General features: G+C 70.2%; 18 protein-coding genes. 7 read left to right on the forward strand and 11 right to left on the reverse strand.

The genetic code is table 11. The features are described from left to right. Positions 1–26 precede the first annotated feature (26 nt). The 8 genes from ACY34J_RS25010 to ACY34J_RS25045 all read right to left on the reverse strand — a co-directional run bounded on the left by ACY34J_RS25010 (position 27) and on the right by ACY34J_RS25045 (position 6,820). The gene (locus ACY34J_RS25010) at positions 27–2,024 is read right to left on the reverse strand and encodes an NADH-quinone oxidoreductase subunit 5 family protein (protein WP_462728865.1); all 1,998 of its coding nucleotides are present in this window, start codon (positions 2,022–2,024) and stop codon (positions 27–29) included. Next, positions 2,021–2,392 (reverse strand): NADH-quinone oxidoreductase subunit NuoK, encoded by a 372-nt coding sequence (gene nuoK / locus ACY34J_RS25015; protein ID WP_462728866.1) that lies wholly within the window; start codon positions 2,390–2,392, stop codon positions 2,021–2,023. Before nuoK ends, ACY34J_RS25010 begins: the two co-directional genes overlap by 4 nt. Continuing rightward, positions 2,392–2,940: an NADH-quinone oxidoreductase subunit J family protein gene (locus tag ACY34J_RS25020; protein ID WP_462728867.1), complete on the reverse strand. Its 549-nt coding sequence runs from the start codon at positions 2,938–2,940 to the stop codon at positions 2,392–2,394. Before ACY34J_RS25020 ends, nuoK begins: the two co-directional genes overlap by 1 nt. Continuing rightward, positions 2,937–3,461 carry a 4Fe-4S binding protein gene (locus ACY34J_RS25025; protein WP_462728882.1) on the reverse strand — a complete coding sequence of 175 codons (525 nt, stop codon included), beginning with the start codon at positions 3,459–3,461 and terminating at the stop codon, positions 2,937–2,939. Before ACY34J_RS25025 ends, ACY34J_RS25020 begins: the two co-directional genes overlap by 4 nt. Positions 3,462–3,586: 125 nt before the next feature. Further along, positions 3,587–4,555 carry a complex I subunit 1/NuoH family protein gene (locus tag ACY34J_RS25030; protein ID WP_462728868.1) on the reverse strand — a complete coding sequence of 323 codons (969 nt, stop codon included), beginning with the start codon at positions 4,553–4,555 and terminating at the stop codon, positions 3,587–3,589. Beyond that, a complete protein-coding gene (locus ACY34J_RS25035) occupies positions 4,552–5,787 on the reverse strand; it encodes an NADH-quinone oxidoreductase subunit C (RefSeq protein WP_462728869.1) in 1,236 nt (411 codons plus the stop codon). Before ACY34J_RS25035 ends, ACY34J_RS25030 begins: the two co-directional genes overlap by 4 nt. Then, positions 5,784–6,437 carry an NADH-quinone oxidoreductase subunit B gene (locus tag ACY34J_RS25040; RefSeq protein ID WP_462728870.1) on the reverse strand — a complete coding sequence of 218 codons (654 nt, stop codon included), beginning with the start codon at positions 6,435–6,437 and terminating at the stop codon, positions 5,784–5,786. Before ACY34J_RS25040 ends, ACY34J_RS25035 begins: the two co-directional genes overlap by 4 nt. Next, positions 6,428–6,820, reverse strand: a complete 393-nt coding sequence (locus tag ACY34J_RS25045) for an NADH-quinone oxidoreductase subunit A (protein ID WP_462728871.1) — start codon at positions 6,818–6,820, stop codon at positions 6,428–6,430. The genes ACY34J_RS25040 and ACY34J_RS25045 overlap by 10 nt, the downstream gene beginning before the upstream one ends. A 775-nt stretch (positions 6,821–7,595) precedes the next feature. Here ACY34J_RS25045 and ACY34J_RS25050 point away from each other — a divergent pair. The 7 genes from ACY34J_RS25050 (at position 7,596) to ACY34J_RS25080 (ending at position 14,668) form a co-directional block, all read left to right on the forward strand. Continuing rightward, complete coding sequence (locus ACY34J_RS25050) at positions 7,596–9,521, forward strand: 2-oxoacid:acceptor oxidoreductase subunit alpha (protein WP_462728872.1); 1,926 nt, start codon at positions 7,596–7,598, stop codon at positions 9,519–9,521. Then, positions 9,514–10,635, forward strand: coding sequence for a 2-oxoacid:ferredoxin oxidoreductase subunit beta (locus ACY34J_RS25055; RefSeq protein ID WP_462728873.1), 1,122 nt, complete (start codon positions 9,514–9,516; stop codon positions 10,633–10,635). The genes ACY34J_RS25050 and ACY34J_RS25055 overlap by 8 nt, the downstream gene beginning before the upstream one ends. A 175-nt stretch (positions 10,636–10,810) precedes the next feature. Continuing rightward, positions 10,811–11,800, forward strand: coding sequence for an EamA family transporter RarD (gene rarD / locus ACY34J_RS25060; protein ID WP_462728874.1), 990 nt, complete (start codon positions 10,811–10,813; stop codon positions 11,798–11,800). A gap of 180 nt (positions 11,801–11,980) precedes the next feature. Next, entirely contained in the window at positions 11,981–12,199 is a 219-nt protein-coding gene (locus ACY34J_RS25065; protein WP_462728875.1) for a DUF397 domain-containing protein, read from the forward strand. Positions 12,200–12,295: 96 nt separating this feature from the next. Continuing rightward, positions 12,296–12,553, forward strand: coding sequence for a hypothetical protein (locus tag ACY34J_RS25070; protein WP_462728876.1), 258 nt, complete (start codon positions 12,296–12,298; stop codon positions 12,551–12,553). A gap of 35 nt (positions 12,554–12,588) precedes the next feature. Next, on the forward strand, positions 12,589–12,930 hold the full coding sequence (locus ACY34J_RS25075; RefSeq protein ID WP_462728883.1) for a PIN domain-containing protein: 342 nt from the start codon (positions 12,589–12,591) through the stop codon (positions 12,928–12,930). 379 nt (positions 12,931–13,309) lie between these two features. After that, positions 13,310–14,668 carry a M28 family metallopeptidase gene (locus tag ACY34J_RS25080; protein WP_462728877.1) on the forward strand — a complete coding sequence of 453 codons (1,359 nt, stop codon included), beginning with the start codon at positions 13,310–13,312 and terminating at the stop codon, positions 14,666–14,668. A gap of 28 nt (positions 14,669–14,696) precedes the next feature. Here the strand turns inward: ACY34J_RS25080 and ACY34J_RS25085 are convergent, their stop codons facing one another. The 3 genes from ACY34J_RS25085 to ACY34J_RS25095 all read right to left on the reverse strand — a co-directional run bounded on the left by ACY34J_RS25085 (position 14,697) and on the right by ACY34J_RS25095 (position 17,845). Next, a complete protein-coding gene (locus ACY34J_RS25085; RefSeq protein WP_462728878.1) occupies positions 14,697–15,575 on the reverse strand; it encodes an ABC transporter permease in 879 nt (292 codons plus the stop codon). Further along, positions 15,562–16,509: an ABC transporter ATP-binding protein gene (locus ACY34J_RS25090; protein WP_462728884.1), complete on the reverse strand. Its 948-nt coding sequence runs from the start codon at positions 16,507–16,509 to the stop codon at positions 15,562–15,564. Before ACY34J_RS25090 ends, ACY34J_RS25085 begins: the two co-directional genes overlap by 14 nt. Positions 16,510–16,588: 79 nt before the next feature. Then, positions 16,589–17,845 carry a LolA family protein gene (locus ACY34J_RS25095; protein ID WP_462728879.1) on the reverse strand — a complete coding sequence of 419 codons (1,257 nt, stop codon included), beginning with the start codon at positions 17,843–17,845 and terminating at the stop codon, positions 16,589–16,591. Positions 17,846–18,141: the final 296 nt, after the last annotated feature.

Raw genomic sequence — 18,141 nt, forward strand, 5'->3', positions numbered from 1 at the left:
GTGGCGTTGATCAGGGCATTCACGGCTCACGCTCCGGCAGCGACGAGTACGGCGGCGACCGCCAGGACGACGGAGCCGGCAAGCAGCGCGCTGAGATAGGTCTGCACATTGCCGGTCTGGGCGCGGCGGACGGCGGCGCCGAGCAGGCGGGCGCCGAGGCCCGAGCCGCTGACGTAGGTGTCGACGACCTCGCGGTCGAGGAACCGCACCAGCTGGGCCGCGCCGCGCACGGGGCGTACGAACAGGGCGGTGTACACGGCGTCGAGGTGGAAGCCGTGTGCCGCGGCGCGGTGGAGGGGGCCGAGGAGGAGGCGGCCCGGGTCGGCGGGGTCCTTCGCCTCGGCGATGTCGCCGTAGACCGCCTCGTGGGTGTCGATGGCCTCGATCTCGGTCAGGGCGGGTTCGGCGTGCGGGTGGGCGGCGACGGCGCCGACCGGGAGCCGGCGGGCGAGGGCCGTGGTGTGCCGCCAGGCGCCGTACGTGACGATGCCGCCGACCAGGGCGAGGCCGGTGCCGAGAACGGAGGTGTTCAGGGTCGGGTTCAGCGAGTGGCCGTCGAACCAGCCGGGGAGGAGGCCGACGGTGAGGCCGAGGCCGGCGGTGGGGATGAACAGGACCCACAGCACGGCGTTCATGGCCAGCGGCTGTTTGCGGTCGTCGGGGGCGGGTGCGCCGTGGCCGCGGAAGGCGAGGAGCCAGAGGCGGGCGGCGTATGCCGCGGTGAGGAGGGCGGTCAGCAGCCCGGAGACCAGGACGGTCCAGCCGACGGCGGCCGGGATGTGTGCGGCCTCTCCCGTCGCGGCGTGCTCGGCGGCGCCCAGGACGGCTTCCTTGGAGAAGAAGCCGGCGAAGGGCGGGAAGGCGGCGAGCGCGAGGAGGGCGACGGTGACGGTCCAGTACGCGTCGGGGATGCGCTGGGTCAGGCCGCTCATCCGGGACATGGCGGCCAGGGAGTTCGTCCCGGCGGCGCTGATGATCACGCCTGCGCCGAGGAACAGCAGCGCCTTGAACGCGCCGTGGGACAGCAGGTGGAAGACGGCGGCGTCGCGGTTGCCGACCGCCAGGGCGCCGGTCATGTAACCGAGCTGGCCGACGGTGGAGTAGGCGAGTACGCGCTTGATGTCGTCCTGGGCGAGCGCGGCGAGCGCGGAGCCGACCATGGTGACGGCGGCCATGACGGCGAGGACGGCCAGGGCGACGGCGGAGGAGGTGAAGACGGGCAGCAGCCGGGCAACGAAGTACACGCCCGCCGCGACCATCGTGGCGGCGTGGATGAGCGCGGAGACCGGCGTCGGGCCGGCCATGGCGTCGGGCAGCCAGGTGTGCAGCGGGAACTGCGCGGACTTGCCCGCCACACCCGCGAGCAGCAGCAGCGCGATGAGGGTCGGGTGGTCCAGGCCGTGGCCGGAGACGGCGGCGGTGAGGATGCCGTTGATGCGGAACGTTCCGGCATCGGCGGCCAGCGCGAACAGGCCGAACAGGAACGGCACATCACCGAGCTTGGTGACCAGGAAGGCCTTGAGGGAGGCGGACCGGGCGGCCTCGGTCTCCCAGTAGTGGCCGACCAGGAAGTACGAGCAGATGCCCATGATCTCCCAGCCGACCAGCAACACCATCAGGTCGCCGGAGTAGACGACGAGCAGCATCGCGGAGGTGAACAGGGAGACCAGCGCGGCGTACGAGGGGTAGCGCGGGTCGTTGCGCAGATATCCGGTGGAGTAGATCTGCACGCAGGTCGCGACGACCCCGACCAGGATCGCCACGAGCACCGCGAAGCCGTCCAGGTGCAGGGCGAGGTCGATCGGGACGGAGCCGGTGGGGGTCAGCCGCGTGGCGGCGTCGACGGTCTCTCCCCCGGCCCCGTGCCGTGCGGCGACGAGGACGGCGAGCACCGCCGAGGCGAGGGTCGGCAGTACGGCGAGCGGCCGTACGAACCCCGGGGCCGTACGCCCCAGGAGCAGGCCGGCGACCGAGCCGAGAAAGGGAAGGAGGGGGACGAGAACGGCGAGGGTCGTGGTCGTCACGCGGCGGCCTCCGCCTTCTGTGCCGGGTCCTGGGAGCCGGCGGTGTCGTCGGCGTCACCGCGGGTCTCGGCGAGGTCCCGGAGCCGGTCGACGTCCGAGGTGCCGCGGTTGCGGTAGACGGCCAGGACGATCGCCAGGCCGATGCCGATCTCGGCGGCCGCGATGGTGATGGTGAACAGGGTCAGCGCCTGGCCGGAGTGCAGGGTGTCGCGGATCCAGACGTCGAAGGCGACGAGGTTGAGGTTGACGGCGTTGAGCATCAGCTCGACGGACATCAGAACGAGGATCGCGTTGCGTCTGGCGAGGACGCCGTACAGGCCGGTGCAGAAGAGCAGCACGGCGAGCACGGCGGGATAGGCGAGGTGCATCAACGCTCCTTGCCGCTCTTGCGGGACAGGACGATGGCGCCGACGAGCGCGGCGAGCAGCAGCACGGACAGCGCCTCGAACGGCAGCACCCAGTACCGGAAGAGGATCTCCCCAGAGATCCGGGTGGAGCCCTGGACCGGGCCGTCGAGGTCGATCCAGGTCGTACGGAGGGCGTCCACGACCACCCAGACCAGGGCCGCCGCGGTGGTGACGGCTACGGTGAGCGCGGCCCAGCGGTTGCCGGAGTTCGCGTCCGGCGACCGGCCGATCGGAGCCTTGGTCAGCATCAGCCCGAAGAGGAGGAGGACGACGACGGAGCCGACGTAGATCAGCACCTGCACCCAGGCGATGAACTCGGCGGTGAGAAGCAGATACTCGACGGCGAGCCCGCCGAGCGCGGCAACCAGCCACAGGGCGGCGTGCACCAACTGCCTGGTGGTGACGGTCATGACGGCCGCGCCGAGCGTGGCGAGGCCGACGAGAAGGAAGGCGATCTCGACACCGGTCGGGGACAGGAAGCCGGGCGCCTGTGCGGCGAGCGCGGTCACGCCTCCCCCTCCTGCCGGGTGTCTTCCCGCTGTCGTTCCTGCCGGGCCTGCTCCTCGGCGGCGGCGAGCTTCTCGGCGGTCTTGCGGGCGGCGGCGAGTTCCTTGGGCTCCTCTGCGGCGGGGTCCAGCGCGGGCGGCGCGGGCACCGTCCACATCCACTCGCGCAGCTTGTCGCGCTCATGGGTGAGGTCGCGGATGTCCTCCTCCGCGTACTCGAACTCCGGCGACCAGAACAGCGCGTCGAACGGGCACACCTCGATGCAGATACCGCAGTACATGCACAGCGAGAAGTCGATGGCGAAGCGGTCCAGCACGTTCCGGCTGCGCTCGCGCCCACCGGGGGTGGCGGCCGGCACCGTCTCCTTGTGGGAGTCGATGTAGATGCACCAGTCCGGGCACTCGCGCGCGCACAGCATGCAGACCGTGCAGTTCTCCTCGAACAGCCCGATCACACCGCGGCTGCGGGGCGGCAGGTGGGGCTGTACCTCCGGGTACTGCGCGGTGTGGGCGCGCCGGGTCATCGCCTTGAGGGTGACGGCCAGGCCCTTGGCCAGGCCACTGCCGGGGATTGACGACCGGGGCCGCCCGGAGGGCTGTTGAGGGCGGTGGTGGGAGACGGGCGGGAGGTCGGGAGACGGGCTGGGCATTACTGGATCACCACCTTCACGATGCCGGTGAGCGCGATCTGGGCCAGCGCCAGCGGGATGAGCAGGGTCCAGGCGAGCTTCTGCAGCTGGTCCTCGCGCAGCCGCGGGTAGGTGACTCGCAGCCAGATCACGCCGAAGGCGAGGATCGCGGTCTTGAGCAGGGTCCACAGCCAGCCCAGGCCCTCGGCGCCGGACGGGCCGTGCCAGCCGCCCAGGAACAGGACGGTGGTCAGGCCGCAGAGCACGATGATGCCCGCGTACTCGGCGAGCAGGAACAGCGCGAAGCGGAGCCCGGTGTACTCGGTGTACGCACCGAAGATGATCTCGGAGTCCGCGACCGGCATGTCGAACGGCGGCCGCTGGAGCTCGGCGAGCCCGGCGGTGAAGAAGACGAAACCGCCGACGATCTGCCAGGGCACCCACCACCAGTGGAAGGCGTCGACGATCCCGACGAGGGAGACGGTGCCGGCGGCCATCGCCACCGAGCCGGCGGCGAGCAGCATCGGCAGCTCATACGCGAGCAGCTGGGCGGCCGTACGCAGGCCGCCGAGCAGGGAGAACTTGTTCGCCGAGGCCCAGCCGGCCATGAGCGAGCCGAGCACGCCGACGCCCATCACGGCGAGTACGAAGAAGATGCCCGCGTCGATGACCTGGCCGACGGCGCCCTTGCCCGGTCCTATCGGGATCGCGACGAGCACCAGGAGGTACGGCAGCAGCGCGACGGCCGGCGCGAGCTGGAAGATCCGGCGGTCGGCGCCGCGGGGTACGACATCTTCCTTCTGCGCGAACTTCACGCCGTCGGCGATGAGCTGGGCCCAGCCGTGGAAGCCGCCGGCGTACATCGGGCCGAGCCGGCCCTGCATATGGGCCATGACCTTGTGCTCGGTCTGGCCGATGACGAGCGGCAGCACGAGGAAGGCGACGAAGACGGCGAGCAGCCGCCAGATGACGTCGACGACGTCGTTCACGCGGTCTCGCCTCCTTGGTTTCCTTCGCTGTCGGTCTTCGGTCGGGCAGCGGGCTTGTCACCTTCGGCCGCGGCGTCCCTGCCCTCGGCAGAGGCTGCGCCGTGGGCCGGCTGTTCGGACCCGCGGGTGTCCGGCCCGGCGGCCGCCTCCGCCGCGGCGCCGGCGTCCGCCCCGGTCTGCGTCTGCGTGCCGACCTCGGGCTCCGGTTCCTCGAACGCGGGCTTGGCGTGGTGCCAGGGCGCGTCGGCGCTGCGTGGGCGGCGGGGCTCGGCCGGCTCGGCCGGTGCCGTGCCCTCGGCCCGCTGGCTCGCCGACCCCTCACTCGCGCTCCGCGCACGACGTACGGGCCGCTCGGCTGCGGCATCGGGCCCCGCGGCCTGCTGGCTCGCCGAGCCCGCGGCCGCCGTGCGAGCGCGGCGCGGGCGCTCACCCGCCGCCCCGGCTCCCGCAGCGCGTGCGGCGCGGGCCGGGCGGGCAGGCGCTGGGGGCAGCGTTCCCTTGAGCGGGCCCCACTCGTTGGGGTCGGGCACACCGGGCGGAAGCATCTGCCGCCGCTTCGGACCCCCGTGGTCGGACTCCCCCGGCTCCTTCGCGCCGGGCCAGGCCTTGGCCACCCGCGCCGCCAGGACGAAGTCCTTCCGCAGCGGATGCCCCTCGAAGCCCTCGGGGAGCAGCAGCGGTACGAGGTGGGGGTGGCCCGGGAACTCGATGCCGAACATCTCGTGCGTCTCGCGCTCGTGCCAGGCCGCGCCCGCGTACACACCCGTCGCGGTCGGGAGCGCGGGCGCATCGTGCGGCACCGTTGTCCGCACCAGCAGCCGGTGCACCGCGGCACCTGCGGCGGAGACCTCGGTACCGCCCGCAGGCCGGCCGAGTGCCACGACATGGGCGGCGACACGGAAGCCGTCGCCCGGCTCGTCGACGGCGCTCAGCCAGTCGAAGTAGGTGCAGCCGAGCGTGTCCCGTGCGGTCTCCAGCGCCTGGATCCAGGCGTCGGCCGGCACGTCGACGGTGAGCAGGCCGTACGCTTCCTCGGCGGTCGCGCCCTCGCCGAAGAGCTCGGCGGCAGGACGCGGCAGCCACCCGACGGGCGGCTGCTCGGCGGTGACCGCCGTCTCCGCCGCCTCGGCGGCCGGCTCCGGCACCGCGGACTGCGCTGCCTGAGGTGTGTCCGGACCGTCCGCGTCCGCACTCGGCCGAGCCGGGCGGATCGGCTCGGTGGGCTCGCTCACTGGCCGCCCTCCTCTGCTGCGGACTCGGACGACGCGCCGGCGGAGCCGGCGGAAGACGTCGGCGGAGTCACCAGGCCGCTGCGCAGTGCGGCCGTCGAGGGGCGGCCGAGGCCGTTCCCCGCATCCGCACCAGGGCCGTACCGGTCCCGCAGGGACTCGCGCGCGATCTTCTCCTGCAGCTTGAGAATGCCCTGCAACAGGGCTTCCGGCCGCGGCGGGCAGCCGGGTACGTACACGTCGACGGGGATGATCTGGTCGACGCCCTTCGTCACCGAGTACGAGTCCCAGTACGGTCCGCCGCAGTTGGAGCAGGCGCCGAAGGAGATGACGTACTTCGGCTCCGGCATCTGCTCGTACAGCCGCTTCACCGCGGGCGCCATCTTGTCGGTGACCGTGCCGGAGACGACCATCAGGTCGGCCTGGCGCGGTCCCGGCGCGAAGGGGATCACGCCGAGCCGGATGAAGTCGTGCCGCGACATCGACGCGGCGATGAACTCGATCGCACAGCAGGCGAGACCGAAGTTGAAGACCCACAGGCTGTAGCGGCGGCCCCAGTTCAGGACGACCTTCATGGGCTCGGGCGCGAGCCGGGCCAGCGGGCCCAGCCTGCGCGGCTCGGGCAGCTCGACGGGGGTGGGTGTCACGTCCATTCCAGGACGCCCTTCTTCCAGGCGTAGAGCAGGCCCACAGCGAGGAAGCCGAGGAAGACGAACATCTCCACCAGCGTCGTCCCGCCGTAGCCCCGCGCGGCGAAGATCGTCGCCCACGGGAACAGGAAGATCGAGTCCACCGCGAAGATCACATACAGGAAGGCATAGACGTAGTAGCGGACCTGCGTATGGGCCCAGCCCTCGCCGACCGGGTCCACGCCGCACTCGTACGTGAGCAGCTTCTCCTGCGTCGGCACGGCAGGCCGCAGCAGCCGGCCGGCGCCGAAGGCCACGGCGACGAAGAGCACGCCGATCGCGGCGAGCAGGCCGATTACCGAATAGCTTTGGAAGTAGTCCGCCGCCAGTTGCACAGGTGCCGTCACGTCCGCCCCTCGCTCCCTGGCTGCTCTTGTTCGACGATCTGTACGCCACCGGAGTCTAGGCCCTGCCAGGGGTGCTGTGAGCAGCCGTCTCACGGCTGAGGTGGGGTTGTCCCTACTTAATGCCACCTGTCCCTCCCGGGACGCCGGTCACGGGGGGCCCGCTCGGCCGTGCGACCTGTTCGAACCGCCCCTGACCAGCGGTGTTCGCACGGTCCCGGCCGACGGCGACCGCGGGTGGTCTCGGGCGACGGTCGTGGCCGAATCGAGCCGGTCTCCCGTCCACGTCCGAGGGGGCGCCAAGATCGGGTCCGGCGGGCACGGCTCACCGCCTCCGCCTCGCCTCGTACACGGACCATCACCGTCCGGTACCCTCTGGCGCGTCCGACCTCCCGCCTCCGGCGTTCCTGCCAAGCTGGTGATCCCACACGCAACGCCACCGCCGGAACGCGATCAGTGATCGAAACAGGGAGGGCCGAGGCTCGCACGCAGTGATATCGATCACCGTCCCGCCCAGGCTGTTCTCAGTGGCCTCGACTCGTCATGGACTGATGCGCTGTCAGATTGCGCATACGCCAGGCAGTTGCGTAAGAGGTGGGCTAATCGTGGTAAATCGGCACAGCCGGATGTCTCAAATGGATGTCCGATATCTGATACCGGCCGGGAAGGCGACCCTTACCGACGTAGAGTGGCGAGTGGGACAACCGGTCGACACGTCCACGCCCGCCCTTGCGGACAAGGGACTCCAGCGTCGCCGCCTCGAAGGAGGTCCAGTTCAGTGACCAGCCAGGTCAGCACCCAGGCCCAGGGGGCCGATGGGTCAGTCAACGGGGAGCATCGAGACCGGGCCAAGGAGGTCAGGCGTCTCGACCGAGTGATCATCCGCTTTGCGGGCGACTCGGGTGACGGTATGCAGTTGACCGGTGACCGCTTTACCTCGGAGACCGCCTCGTTCGGCAACGACCTTTCCACCCTGCCGAACTTCCCGGCCGAGATCCGTGCCCCTGCCGGAACCCTGCCCGGGGTTTCCAGCTTCCAGCTGCACTTCGCCGATCATGACATTCTCACGCCGGGTGACGCGCCGAATGTGCTGGTCGCGATGAACCCGGCGGCGCTCAAGGCCAACCTGGGGGATGTGCCGCGCGGCGCGGAGATCATCGTGAACACCGATGAGTTCACCAAGCGGGCGATGGCCAAGGTCGGCTACGACAGCAGTCCGCTGGAGGACGGCTCGCTGTCCGGATACAGCGTGCATCCGGTGCCGCTGACCACGCTGACGGTCGAGGCGCTGAAGGACTTCGAGCTCTCCCGCAAGGAGGCCGAGCGGAGCAAGAACATGTTCGCGCTCGGGTTGCTGTCGTGGATGTACCACCGGCCCACCGAGGGCACCGAGAAGTTCCTGCGCCGCAAGTTCGCCAAGAAGCCGCAGGTGGCGGAGGCGAATGTGACCGCCTTCCGGGCGGGCTGGAACTTCGGCGAGACCACCGAGGACTTCGCGGTCTCCTACGAGGTGGCGCCGGCGACCCAGGCCTTCCCCACCGGCACCTACCGCAACATCTCGGGGAACCTGGCGCTGTCCTACGGCCTGGTCGCCGCCTCCCAGCAGGCCGACCTGCCGCTGTTCCTGGGCTCGTACCCGATCACTCCGGCCTCGGACATCCTGCACGAGCTCAGCAAGCACAAGAACTTCGGTGTGCGGACCTTCCAGGCCGAGGATGAGATCGCCGGGATCGGGGCGGCGCTGGGCGCGGCGTTCGGCGGCTCGCTGGCGGTGACCACCACCTCCGGTCCGGGGATCGCGCTGAAGTCGGAGACCATCGGTCTGGCGGTCTCGCTGGAGCTGCCGCTGCTGGTGGTGGACATCCAGCGGGGCGGGCCGTCCACGGGGCTGCCGACCAAGACCGAGCAGGCGGATCTGCTGCAGGCGATGTACGGGCGCAACGGCGAGGCGCCGGTGCCGGTCATCGCCCCGGCCACGCCGGCTGACTGCTTCACCATGGCGCTGGAGGCGGCTCGGATCGCGCTGACGTATCGCACGCCGGTCTTCCTGCTCTCCGACGGCTATCTGGCCAACGGTTCCGAGCCGTGGCGGATCCCGGAGATCGATGAACTGCCCGATCTGCGGGTGCAGTTCGCCACCGGCCCCAACCATGTCACCGAGGATGGCACCGAGGTGTTCTGGCCGTACAAGCGCGATGCGCACACCCTGGCCCGGCCGTGGGCGATTCCGGGGACGCCGGGGCTGGAGCACCGCATCGGCGGCATCGAGAAGCAGGACGGGACCGGCAACATCAGCTACGACCCCGCCAACCACGACCTGATGGTGCGCACCCGCCAGGCCAAGGTCGACGGCATCACCGTGCCCGACATCAAAGCGGACGACCCCACCGGCGATGCGAAGGTGCTGGTACTGGGCTGGGGCTCCACCTATGGGCCCATCACCGCGGCCGTGCGGCGCATCCGCGGCGCAGGGGGCGTGATCGCCCAGGCCCATCTGCGCCACATCAACCCCTTCCCACGGAATCTTGGCCGGGTGCTCGAGCGTTACGAGAAAGTGGTCGTACCGGAGATGAACCTCGGCCAGCTGGCGACCCTGCTACGAGCGAAGTACCTGGTGGACACCCAGTCCATCACCCAGGTACGGGGCCTGCCCTTCAAGGCCGAGCAGCTCGCTGATGCGCTCAAGGAGGCCATCGATGGCTGAGACGATGACGGGGGGCGTGTCGGCTGGAGGCACCGGCCGAGCGCAGACCGGGGTGGATCCGCTCCGCCTGGTGCCCAAGGCCGAGACCAAGCAGACCATGAAGGACTTCAAGTCCGATCAGGAAGTGCGCTGGTGCCCCGGCTGCGGTGATTACGCGGTGCTCGCCGCCGTGCAGGGCTTCATGCCCGAGCTGGGCCTGGCGAAGGAGAACATCGTCTTCGTCTCCGGCATCGGCTGCTCCTCCCGCTTCCCGTACTACATGAACACCTACGGGATGCACTCCATCCACGGCCGCGCCCCGGCCATCGCCACCGGCCTGGCCTCCTCCCGGCGCGACCTGAGCGTATGGGTGGTCACCGGTGACGGCGACGCACTGTCGATCGGCGGCAACCACCTGATCCATGTGCTGCGCCGCAATGTGAACCTGAAGATCCTGCTGTTCAACAACCGGATCTACGGCCTGACCAAGGGTCAGTACAGCCCGACCTCGGAGGTCGGGAAGATCACGAAGTCGACGCCCATGGGCTCCCTCGACGCGCCCTTCAACCCGGTCTCACTCGCCATCGGCGCCGAGGCGTCCTTCGTCGCCCGCACGATCGACTCCGACCGCAAGCATCTCACCCAGGTGCTGCGCGAGGCCGCCGCCCACCCAGGCACAGCCCTGGTGGAGATCTACCAGAACTGCAACATCTTCAACGACGGGGCCTTCGAGGTCCTCAAGGACAAGTCGACGGCGGAGGAGGCCGTGATCCGCCTGGAGCACGGGCAGCCGATCCGCTTCGGGGCGCCCGCGGCGGACGGCCTGGGCTCCAAGGGCGTGGTACGGGACCCGGTCACCGGCGACCTCAGGATCATCGACGTGGCCACCCACGGCACCGACGGCGTACTGGTCCACGATGCCCACACCCCCTCCCCCGCCACGGCGTTCGCGCTGAGCCGCCTCGCCGACGCCGACACCCTGCACAACACCCCCATCGGGATCTTCCGCAGCGTCGAACGGCCGGTCTACGAGAACGCCATGGCCGACCAGCTCGAGGCCGCCATAGAGCAGAAGGGCAAGGGCGACCTGGCCGCGCTGCTCACCGGCAACGACACCTGGACCGTCCTCGGCTGAGCCCAGCCGTCTTTACGCGACATGACGCCGCCCGCGCCTGAAGGCGCGGGCGGCGTCGTCCGTCCCTCCCATCCCCTCACCCGCTTCTGTCACGACCGTTCAGCGATACGGACATGACAGCCGAGCCCGTGCCCGCTACCGTCGACGGGACGACGCACGATCCAGGGAGGACCCTTTGAAGCCGACGAACGAGCAGCGCACCGGTCTCGCCCTCGGCTTCGCCGCATACGGCATGTGGGGCTTCTTCCCGCTCTACTGGCCGCTGCTCGAGCCCTCCAGCGCGGTCGAGATCCTGGCCCACCGCATGGTGTGGGCGCTGGCAGCCGTCGTCGTCATCCTGCTGGTCCTGCGCCGCTGGTCCTGGATCGGCCCGCTGCTGCGGCAGCCCCGGCGGCTCGGCCTGATAGCCCTGGCCGCGGCCGTCATCTCGGCCAACTGGGGCATGTACATCTGGGGCGTCAACACCGGCCATGTGGTCGAGACGGCGCTGGGCTACTTCATCAACCCGCTGGTCAGCATCGCCTTCGGCGTACTGCTGCTGCGGGAGCGGCTGCGGCCCGCACAGTGGACGGCGGTCGGCATCGGCGTCGCCGCGGTGGCCGTACTGACCGTCGGCTACGGCAGACTGCCGTGGATCGCGCTTACACTCGCGTTCTCCTTTGGCATCTATGGCCTGGTCAAGAAGCGGATCGGGCTGGACGGGCTGGAATCGCTCGCGGCCGAGACGGCCGTACAGTTCCTGCCCGCGCTCGGCTTTCTGCTCTTCCTCGGCGCGCGCGGGCAGTCCACCTTCGCCACCGAGGGCACGGGGCATGCGCTGCTGCTCGCGGGCTGCGGGCTGGCCACGGCGCTGCCGCTGATCTGCTTCGGAGGGGCGGCCGTACGGCTTCCGCTGTCGACGATCGGGATGCTGCAGTACGTCACCCCGACCTTCCAGTTCGTACTCGGGCTCGTGGTCTTCCACGAGGAGATGCCGCCGGAGCGATGGGCGGGCTTCGCACTGGTCTGGCTCGCGCTGGCCGTACTGACATGGGACGCGCTGCGCACGTCCCACCGCGGCCGCGCGGCGCTCCGGTCCGCCGCGGCAGCGGCCGGCGGCGCGGCCGAGCCCCCGGCCGTCCCCCTCGCGGCCACGGACGCGGAGGCCCAGTCCTCCCACGCCTGACGCTTTCCGCGAGACGGCCGGGAGCACCGCTTCGGAGTCCGGGCTCTGATGGGCCGGATACATCGAGGACCGGGACTGGGTGGCCGAACGCCGCGAGTCCTACGATCTGCTCAGGGCCATGGCCGTCTCGCCCCACGACTCCGAGGCGATGATCCGAGCAGCAATGGAGGACTGGACGCCATGCGAACCACCCCGGACCTGAGCGCTGCCGCCTGGCGGAAGAGCAGTTACAGCAACGGCGACGGTGGGGACTGCGTGGAGATGGCCGACGGCATCCCTGGCCTCGTCCCCGTCCGGGACAGCAAGGACCCGCACGGCCCCGCATTGCTCTTCTCAAGCGAGGCATGGAGTGCCTTCATAGCAGGCGTGAAGGCGGGCGGCTTCCCCGCTGTCGACTGAGCCCCACAAATTGGGCAGGACCTGAAAGCGGTCCGAACGCTCACGGGTACGGGTGCGTACCCGTATCCTGTAGGGATGAGTGGAAGGAGCCTCACCGTGTCCGACGCCAACATCCGCATCCCCGCCGAAGCTCGCGATCGGCTCGCTGAGATAGCGGCCGCCGAGGGGCTCTCCCTGCGCGCCTACCTCGCTCACCTCGCCGACACCCTGCTCACCCCTGCCGAGCGCGCTGACCGCGCCGAGAAGGCCCGCGACGCACTACGGGAGTGGAACGGCTACAACCCCACCGAGGCCGAGCAGGCAGACCTGGACGCCGAGTTGGACCGCCGCTTGGCCGAGGCGGGCACCCTGTGACCAACACCCTGCACGTCGTCCTGGACGATGCGGCCATGGTCGCCGCGGGTCAGGGCAACGTCCTGGCCTCCCGACTGATCCACCGCGCGCACGCCGAGCCGGGCTGGTTTCTCTATGCTCCGGCGTGCGCGCTGGTCGAGGCCGACCGTTCGCGTTCCGGTACCGCCGAGCACATCGCTGCCCTGCCCGGCATCACGGTGCTGGAACTGGACCTGCCTGCCGCGCTCGCGGTGGCGCGTGAGACCAGTTGGGCGATCGCGCACGCCTTGTATGCAGCCCAGCCCACTGCCGATCGGCCAGATGGCGCCGTTGTCGCCACCGCAGTCCCGGAGAAGTGGAAAGGCCAGCAGGTGCGTGTTCTCGACCTCACCCCCTGACCTACTGCCTAACGCGAATTAGCCGATCCGGGATGCCGTGCGGTTCACCGATCCCCGCGACCTGACCCCGCTGGTCACGCGCCTCAACCGTCGCAGAGGTCAAGGCAAACCGGGCCCCGCGCGTTGCGCAGCTCGCTGATCCTCCTGCACGCCGGTTGGAACCCGTGCACTCAAGGGCGCCGAAGGCAGCCGTACGCGGGGGAATTCGATATTCGATCAGGGGTGTCCGGATTCCGTCTTGACGGGATGTCAATCGCTCGCTGAGCATCATCATGCTCGCGTCAAAAACGAGCATGCTCCAGCGCCCTGCGGTCGCCCCCACCGCAGGGCGCCTCAAAGTCATTCCGTCCTGACCCCTCGGAATTCGGAGCCCTCACCCATGTCATCATCCACCCCCCACAACCACCACCGCGCCGGCCGAAGACTGTCCATACGCCGGGCCACCACGGCCGCCGTGGCAGCCGCGCTGATCAGCTCCGGCGCTCTTGTCGCACTTCCCGCCGCCTCTGCCGTGCAGGCCACGCAGAGCGCGGTCGCCGACGCGCCCGACATCCCCGTCGCAGGCGTCACAGCGCACCTGAGCCGGCTTCAGTCCATCGCCACCGCCAACGGCGGCAACCGTGCCCACGGTCGCCCCGGCTACAAGGCCTCGATCGACTACGTGAAGGGCACGTTGGACGCCGCGGGCTTCACCACCGCCCTGAAGCAGTTCAGTTACAGCGGCAGCACCGGCTACAACCTGATCGCCGACTGGCCGGGCGGCGACGCCAATCACGTCATCATGGCCGGCGCCCACCTCGACTCCGTCAACTCCGGCCCCGGCATCAACGACAACGGCTCCGGCTCCGCGGCCATCCTGGAGACCGCGCTCGCCGTCTCCCGCGAGGGCCTGCAGCCCGCCAAGCATCTGCGCTTCGCCTGGTGGGGCGCGGAGGAGCTGGGCCTGGTCGGCTCGAAGAACTACGTGGACGGCCTCTCCGCCGGTGACCGGGCGAAGATCGACGGCTATCTCAACTTCGACATGATCGGCTCGCCGAACCCCGGCTACTTCGTCTACGACGACGACCCGCAGCTGGAGTCCGTCTTCAAGGAATGGTTCGCGGCCAAGGGCATCCCCACCGAGATCGAAACCGAGGGGGACGGCCGCTCCGACCACGCGCCGTTCAAGAACGCCGGCATCCCGGTGGGCGGCCTGTTCACCGGCGCCGACTACATCAAAACCTCCGCTCAGGCCCAGAAGTGGGGCGGCACCGCGGGACGCGCCTTCGACAGCTGCTACCACTCCTCCTGCGACACCAGCTCCAACATCGACGACACCGCCCTGGACCGGAACAGCGACGCCATCGCCCACGCCGTCTGGACACTGAGCGCCGGCGGCACCATTCCGCCCAGCTCCGTCTACGAGAACACCGCCGACGTCGCCATCCCCGACAACGGCGCCGCGGTGAGCTCACCCGTCGACGTCACCGGCCGTACCGGCAACGCGCCCTCCACACTGAAGGTGAGCGTCGACATCAAGCACACCTGGCGCGGTGACCTGGTCATCGACCTGCTCGCACCCGACGGGACCGCCTACCGGCTGAAGAACTCCAGCGGGTTCGACTCAGCCGACAACATCATCGCCACCTACACGGTCAACGCCTCCGCCGAGGTCGCGAACGGCACGTGGAAGCTGCGGGTGCAGGACGTCGCCGCGCAGGACACGGGCTACATCGACGGCTGGAAGCTCACCTTCTGATCCCCCGGCACGGGACGACGCGGCGCCCTCACGCCGTGACGTCCCGGGCCGTGAACCGCGCCCAGGCCGCGCTGCCGAACACCACCGCGTACAGCCCCTGCAGACCGAGGTTCCGCACCGTCTGTTCCCAGGTGACGGGGTCGCGCAGCAGGTCCGCGAAGCCGAGCCAGTAGTGCGGGAAGAGGTACGGATGGATCGCGTGCAGCTGCGGGACGGTGTCGAGGATCTGGACCGTGATCAGCAACCCGACCGTCGTCGCCATGGCCGCGACACCGCTGTTGGTGAGCGTGGAGACGAACAGGCCCAGCGCCGCGACCCCGATCAGCGAGCCCGCGACCGCCGCTGCTATGCCCACGGCCCGGACCAGCCCCTCGCCGAAGGAGACTGTCGTGCCCGAGATGAGCGTGACCTCCCCGAGCGGGAAGAGCAGGGCCCCGACAGCCAGCGCGGAGGCCGCCACCACAAGCGTCGCCACCAGACAGAAGGCCATCGTGGCCGCGTACTTGGCGAGCAGCAGGCGCGTACGGCCCACGGGTGCGACCAGCAGATAGCGCAGCGTCCCCGCGCCCGCCTCACCCGCGATCGCGTCGCCCGCCACCACACCGACGGCCATCGGCAGGAAGAACGGCAGCGTGGCGGCGAGGGACGTAAAGACAAGGAACAGGCCGTTGCCCGTGACCTGCGCGATGAACGGGGGCCCTTCGCCCCCGCCCCCACCACCGCCACCCCCCGCCGGGCCACCGTCGATCTTCAGGGCGGTCCCGACCAGGACGGGCACCGCGGCGAGAACTGCGAGCAGCGCGAGGGTCCGCCAGCGGCGGAAGGTCGTGCCCAGCTCGCTGCGGAAGAGCCCGAGCGACCACAGCACCTTGGGGCTGGGGGCCACGGTCAGCTCAGCCTGCGACATCGAAACCCTCCCCGGTCAGGGCCACGAACGCGTCCTCGAGTGAGGTCCGCTGCATGCCGAAGCCGCGGACCCGTACCCCGGCCCGGACCAGCGCGGAATTGAGATCCGCCAGGTCGGGCGGGTCGGCGGGCAGTTCGCCGGTCACCTGGTCGTCGGCGGCGACGAGGTCCAGGACCCCGTGCTCCTTCAGGACGCGTACGGCGTCGGCCGGGTCGGCAGTGGTGACGGCCAGCCGGCTGCGGGCGTCCGCGCCCAGCTCGGCGACCGGGCCCTGGACGAGCAGCCGGCCCCTGGCCATCACCGCCGCGTGTGTGCACACCTGCTCGATCTCGTCGAGAAGGTGGGAGGAGAGAAAGACGGTCGTGCCGTCGGCGGCCAGCTCCCGGACGAGGCTACGGATCTCGCGCATGCCCTGCGGGTCGAGGCCGTTGGTCGGCTCGTCGAGAACGAGGAGCCGGCGCGGCTGGAGCAGGGCCGCGGCCAGCCCGAGCCGTTGCTTCATACCGAGCGAGTACGCCCGGGCCTTCTTGCCCGCGGCGGCGGCCAGCCCGACCCGGTCCAGGGCCGCCGCGACCCGGGCCGCCCGGGTGCGTGGATCGGCGGTGGGGTCGGCGGCGTCGTACCGGACAAGGTTGTCCCGGCCGGAGAGAAAGCCGTAGTGGGCGGGACCCTCGATGAGCGCGCCGACGTCCGGCAGCACATGGCGGGCAGAGCGCGGCATGGGCCTGCCCAGCACCTGGGCGCTGCCGGACGTCGGCTGGATCAGGCCCAGCAGCATGCGGATGGTGGTGGTCTTGCCGGAGCCGTTGGGGCCGAGAAATCCGAAGACGCTGCCACGGGGTACGGAGAGGTCGAGCCCGTCGACGGCGAGCTGCCCGCCCCGGAACCGCTTGGTCAGGCCCCGCGTCACGATCACGGCGTCGTCGCCGGGCATCTCCTCCACCGCCTCCGTACCCCTTCTCCGCTGGGCGCGGCCCGCCTGCTGTGACGGGCGGGCCGATCCGGGCCGTGGCCTACTTCGCCTGGTTGGCGGTCTTCACCAGCGTGGCCTTGTCGACCGCTCCGGCGTACACCGCGCCGTCGTCCGTCAGCAGGGCATTGAACAGGCGGGTGCTGAACACCCTCCCGGAGCCGAACTCTCCGGTGACCTTGTCGCCGAACATGTCCAGGAACTGCTTCTGGTCCGCCCCCTCGCCGCGCGTGCCCTTGGCGTGCGCGCCGTCCGGAGCCTTCAACTGGACGACCGTGGCCCAGCCCTTGCCGAAGGTCTTGGCACCAGGCCCGGACACATCGCCCAGATCACCCAGTTCGCCGACGCCCGGCGCCATGGGAAGCTCCGGTCCCTGGTGGTGCCGGCTGTCCTTTTCGATGTCCTTCTGCTCGGTCACCTTGGCGCCCTTGGGCGGAGTGAAGTGGAAGGTCTTGGCATCGGGCTTGGCAAAGTCCACCGAGGTGAAGCCCGCGTCGACAATGGCCTTGCCGCCGCTGCTCGGAGCGACCGTGACCTTCAGCGGCACCCACTTCTGCGCGTCCACGGCGATCCGTACGGACTCGATCGTGGAGCCCGACTGCTTCGGCGCGATGCGCAGCACGTACGCGTCCCGGCCGGCGACCTTCGCCGTGCCGTTGACCGCCACCGAGGTGGTGTCGTCCACGGCCTTCAGGGCTTGCTGGGCGAACCGCTGCGGAGTGAAGTCCTCCGGGGCGTGCGGCCGTGCATGCTCGTCGGACTTCTCGTGCTTGCCACCGTCCTTGGGCGCGGTGGCGTGGAAAGCGGAGTTGGTCCCGGAGTCGTACGCCCACACCTCGTCGGCGTTGTGGATCACGCTGTACTCGGCGGCGTCGTCGATGACAGACAAACGGTGCTTCTCCGGGCCGTCCGTGGCGATGCGCAGGGTGTGCGAACCGGACGCGAGCTCCATCAGCTTGGACTGCGGGTCGGCGGTCGATCCGCCCTCGCCCTTGCCCTTGCCGCCGACCGAGCCGAGGCCCGGCAGCGACGGGAGCCCCAAGTCAGTAGTGACCTTGACCGTGCCGGACATCTGCTGCACATCCGACTTCGCGACCCTGGCGATGAGTTCCTCGGCCGAGATCTTCGGCAGATCGGGGGCACCGGAGCCGGCGAAGGCCGGTACGAGCCCGATCGTCGCCGCGGTGACGCCGACTACCGCGACGGGTACGACGTAACGGACCGCCTTGCGCCGCCGCGCGGAGATGCTGTCGTCCTCATCCCGTTCGCCGGTGACCTGTGTCGGTCGCATTCCTGGCATTGCCCTACCTCCGTTGTCGGCGGCGGCTGGTTGCGAAAGCACCTCTGGGGGCACGTCCGCGGCCATTGTCACCCGAGCCCGCCGCGCTGGTGCTACTAATCTCACCAAACGAGGCACGGCGTGGCGTCAGACGAGGGAATCAAGTCCGTCTACTTCTATGGGAGGAGACGCCCCGTCCGCCGGGGGGAGGAGCTACCACGAACGGTGGAGCGGCCCCTAGGGGCCGCCGCGCCTTCCGCCTGCGGCGGGCTTCCCGCCTGACCGGCGGGAAAATGACGCGCCGAAAGCGCGGAGGA

This window comes from Streptomyces sp. HSS9-12, from assembly GCF_054963655.1.

Bases quoted from the DNA above. Each gene is read 5' to 3' on its own strand.
- ACY34J_RS25095 (WP_462728879.1), bottom strand. From the start codon at position 17,845: ATGCCAGGAATGCGACCGACACAGGTCACCGGCGAACGGGATGAGGAC.
- ACY34J_RS25080 (WP_462728877.1), top strand. From the start codon at position 13,310: ATGTCATCATCCACCCCCCACAACCACCACCGCGCCGGCCGAAGACTG.
- nuoK (WP_462728866.1), bottom strand. From the start codon at position 2,392: ATGCACCTCGCCTATCCCGCCGTGCTCGCCGTGCTGCTCTTCTGCACC.
- ACY34J_RS25085 (WP_462728878.1), bottom strand. From the start codon at position 15,575: ATGTCGCAGGCTGAGCTGACCGTGGCCCCCAGCCCCAAGGTGCTGTGG.
- ACY34J_RS25065 (WP_462728875.1), top strand. From the start codon at position 11,981: ATGCGAACCACCCCGGACCTGAGCGCTGCCGCCTGGCGGAAGAGCAGT.
- ACY34J_RS25040 (WP_462728870.1), bottom strand. From the start codon at position 6,437: ATGGACGTGACACCCACCCCCGTCGAGCTGCCCGAGCCGCGCAGGCTG.
- ACY34J_RS25025 (WP_462728882.1), bottom strand. From the start codon at position 3,461: ATGACCCGGCGCGCCCACACCGCGCAGTACCCGGAGGTACAGCCCCAC.
- ACY34J_RS25075 (WP_462728883.1), top strand. From the start codon at position 12,589: ATGGTCGCCGCGGGTCAGGGCAACGTCCTGGCCTCCCGACTGATCCAC.
- ACY34J_RS25090 (WP_462728884.1), bottom strand. From the start codon at position 16,509: ATGCCCGGCGACGACGCCGTGATCGTGACGCGGGGCCTGACCAAGCGG.
- ACY34J_RS25055 (WP_462728873.1), top strand. From the start codon at position 9,514: ATGGCTGAGACGATGACGGGGGGCGTGTCGGCTGGAGGCACCGGCCGA.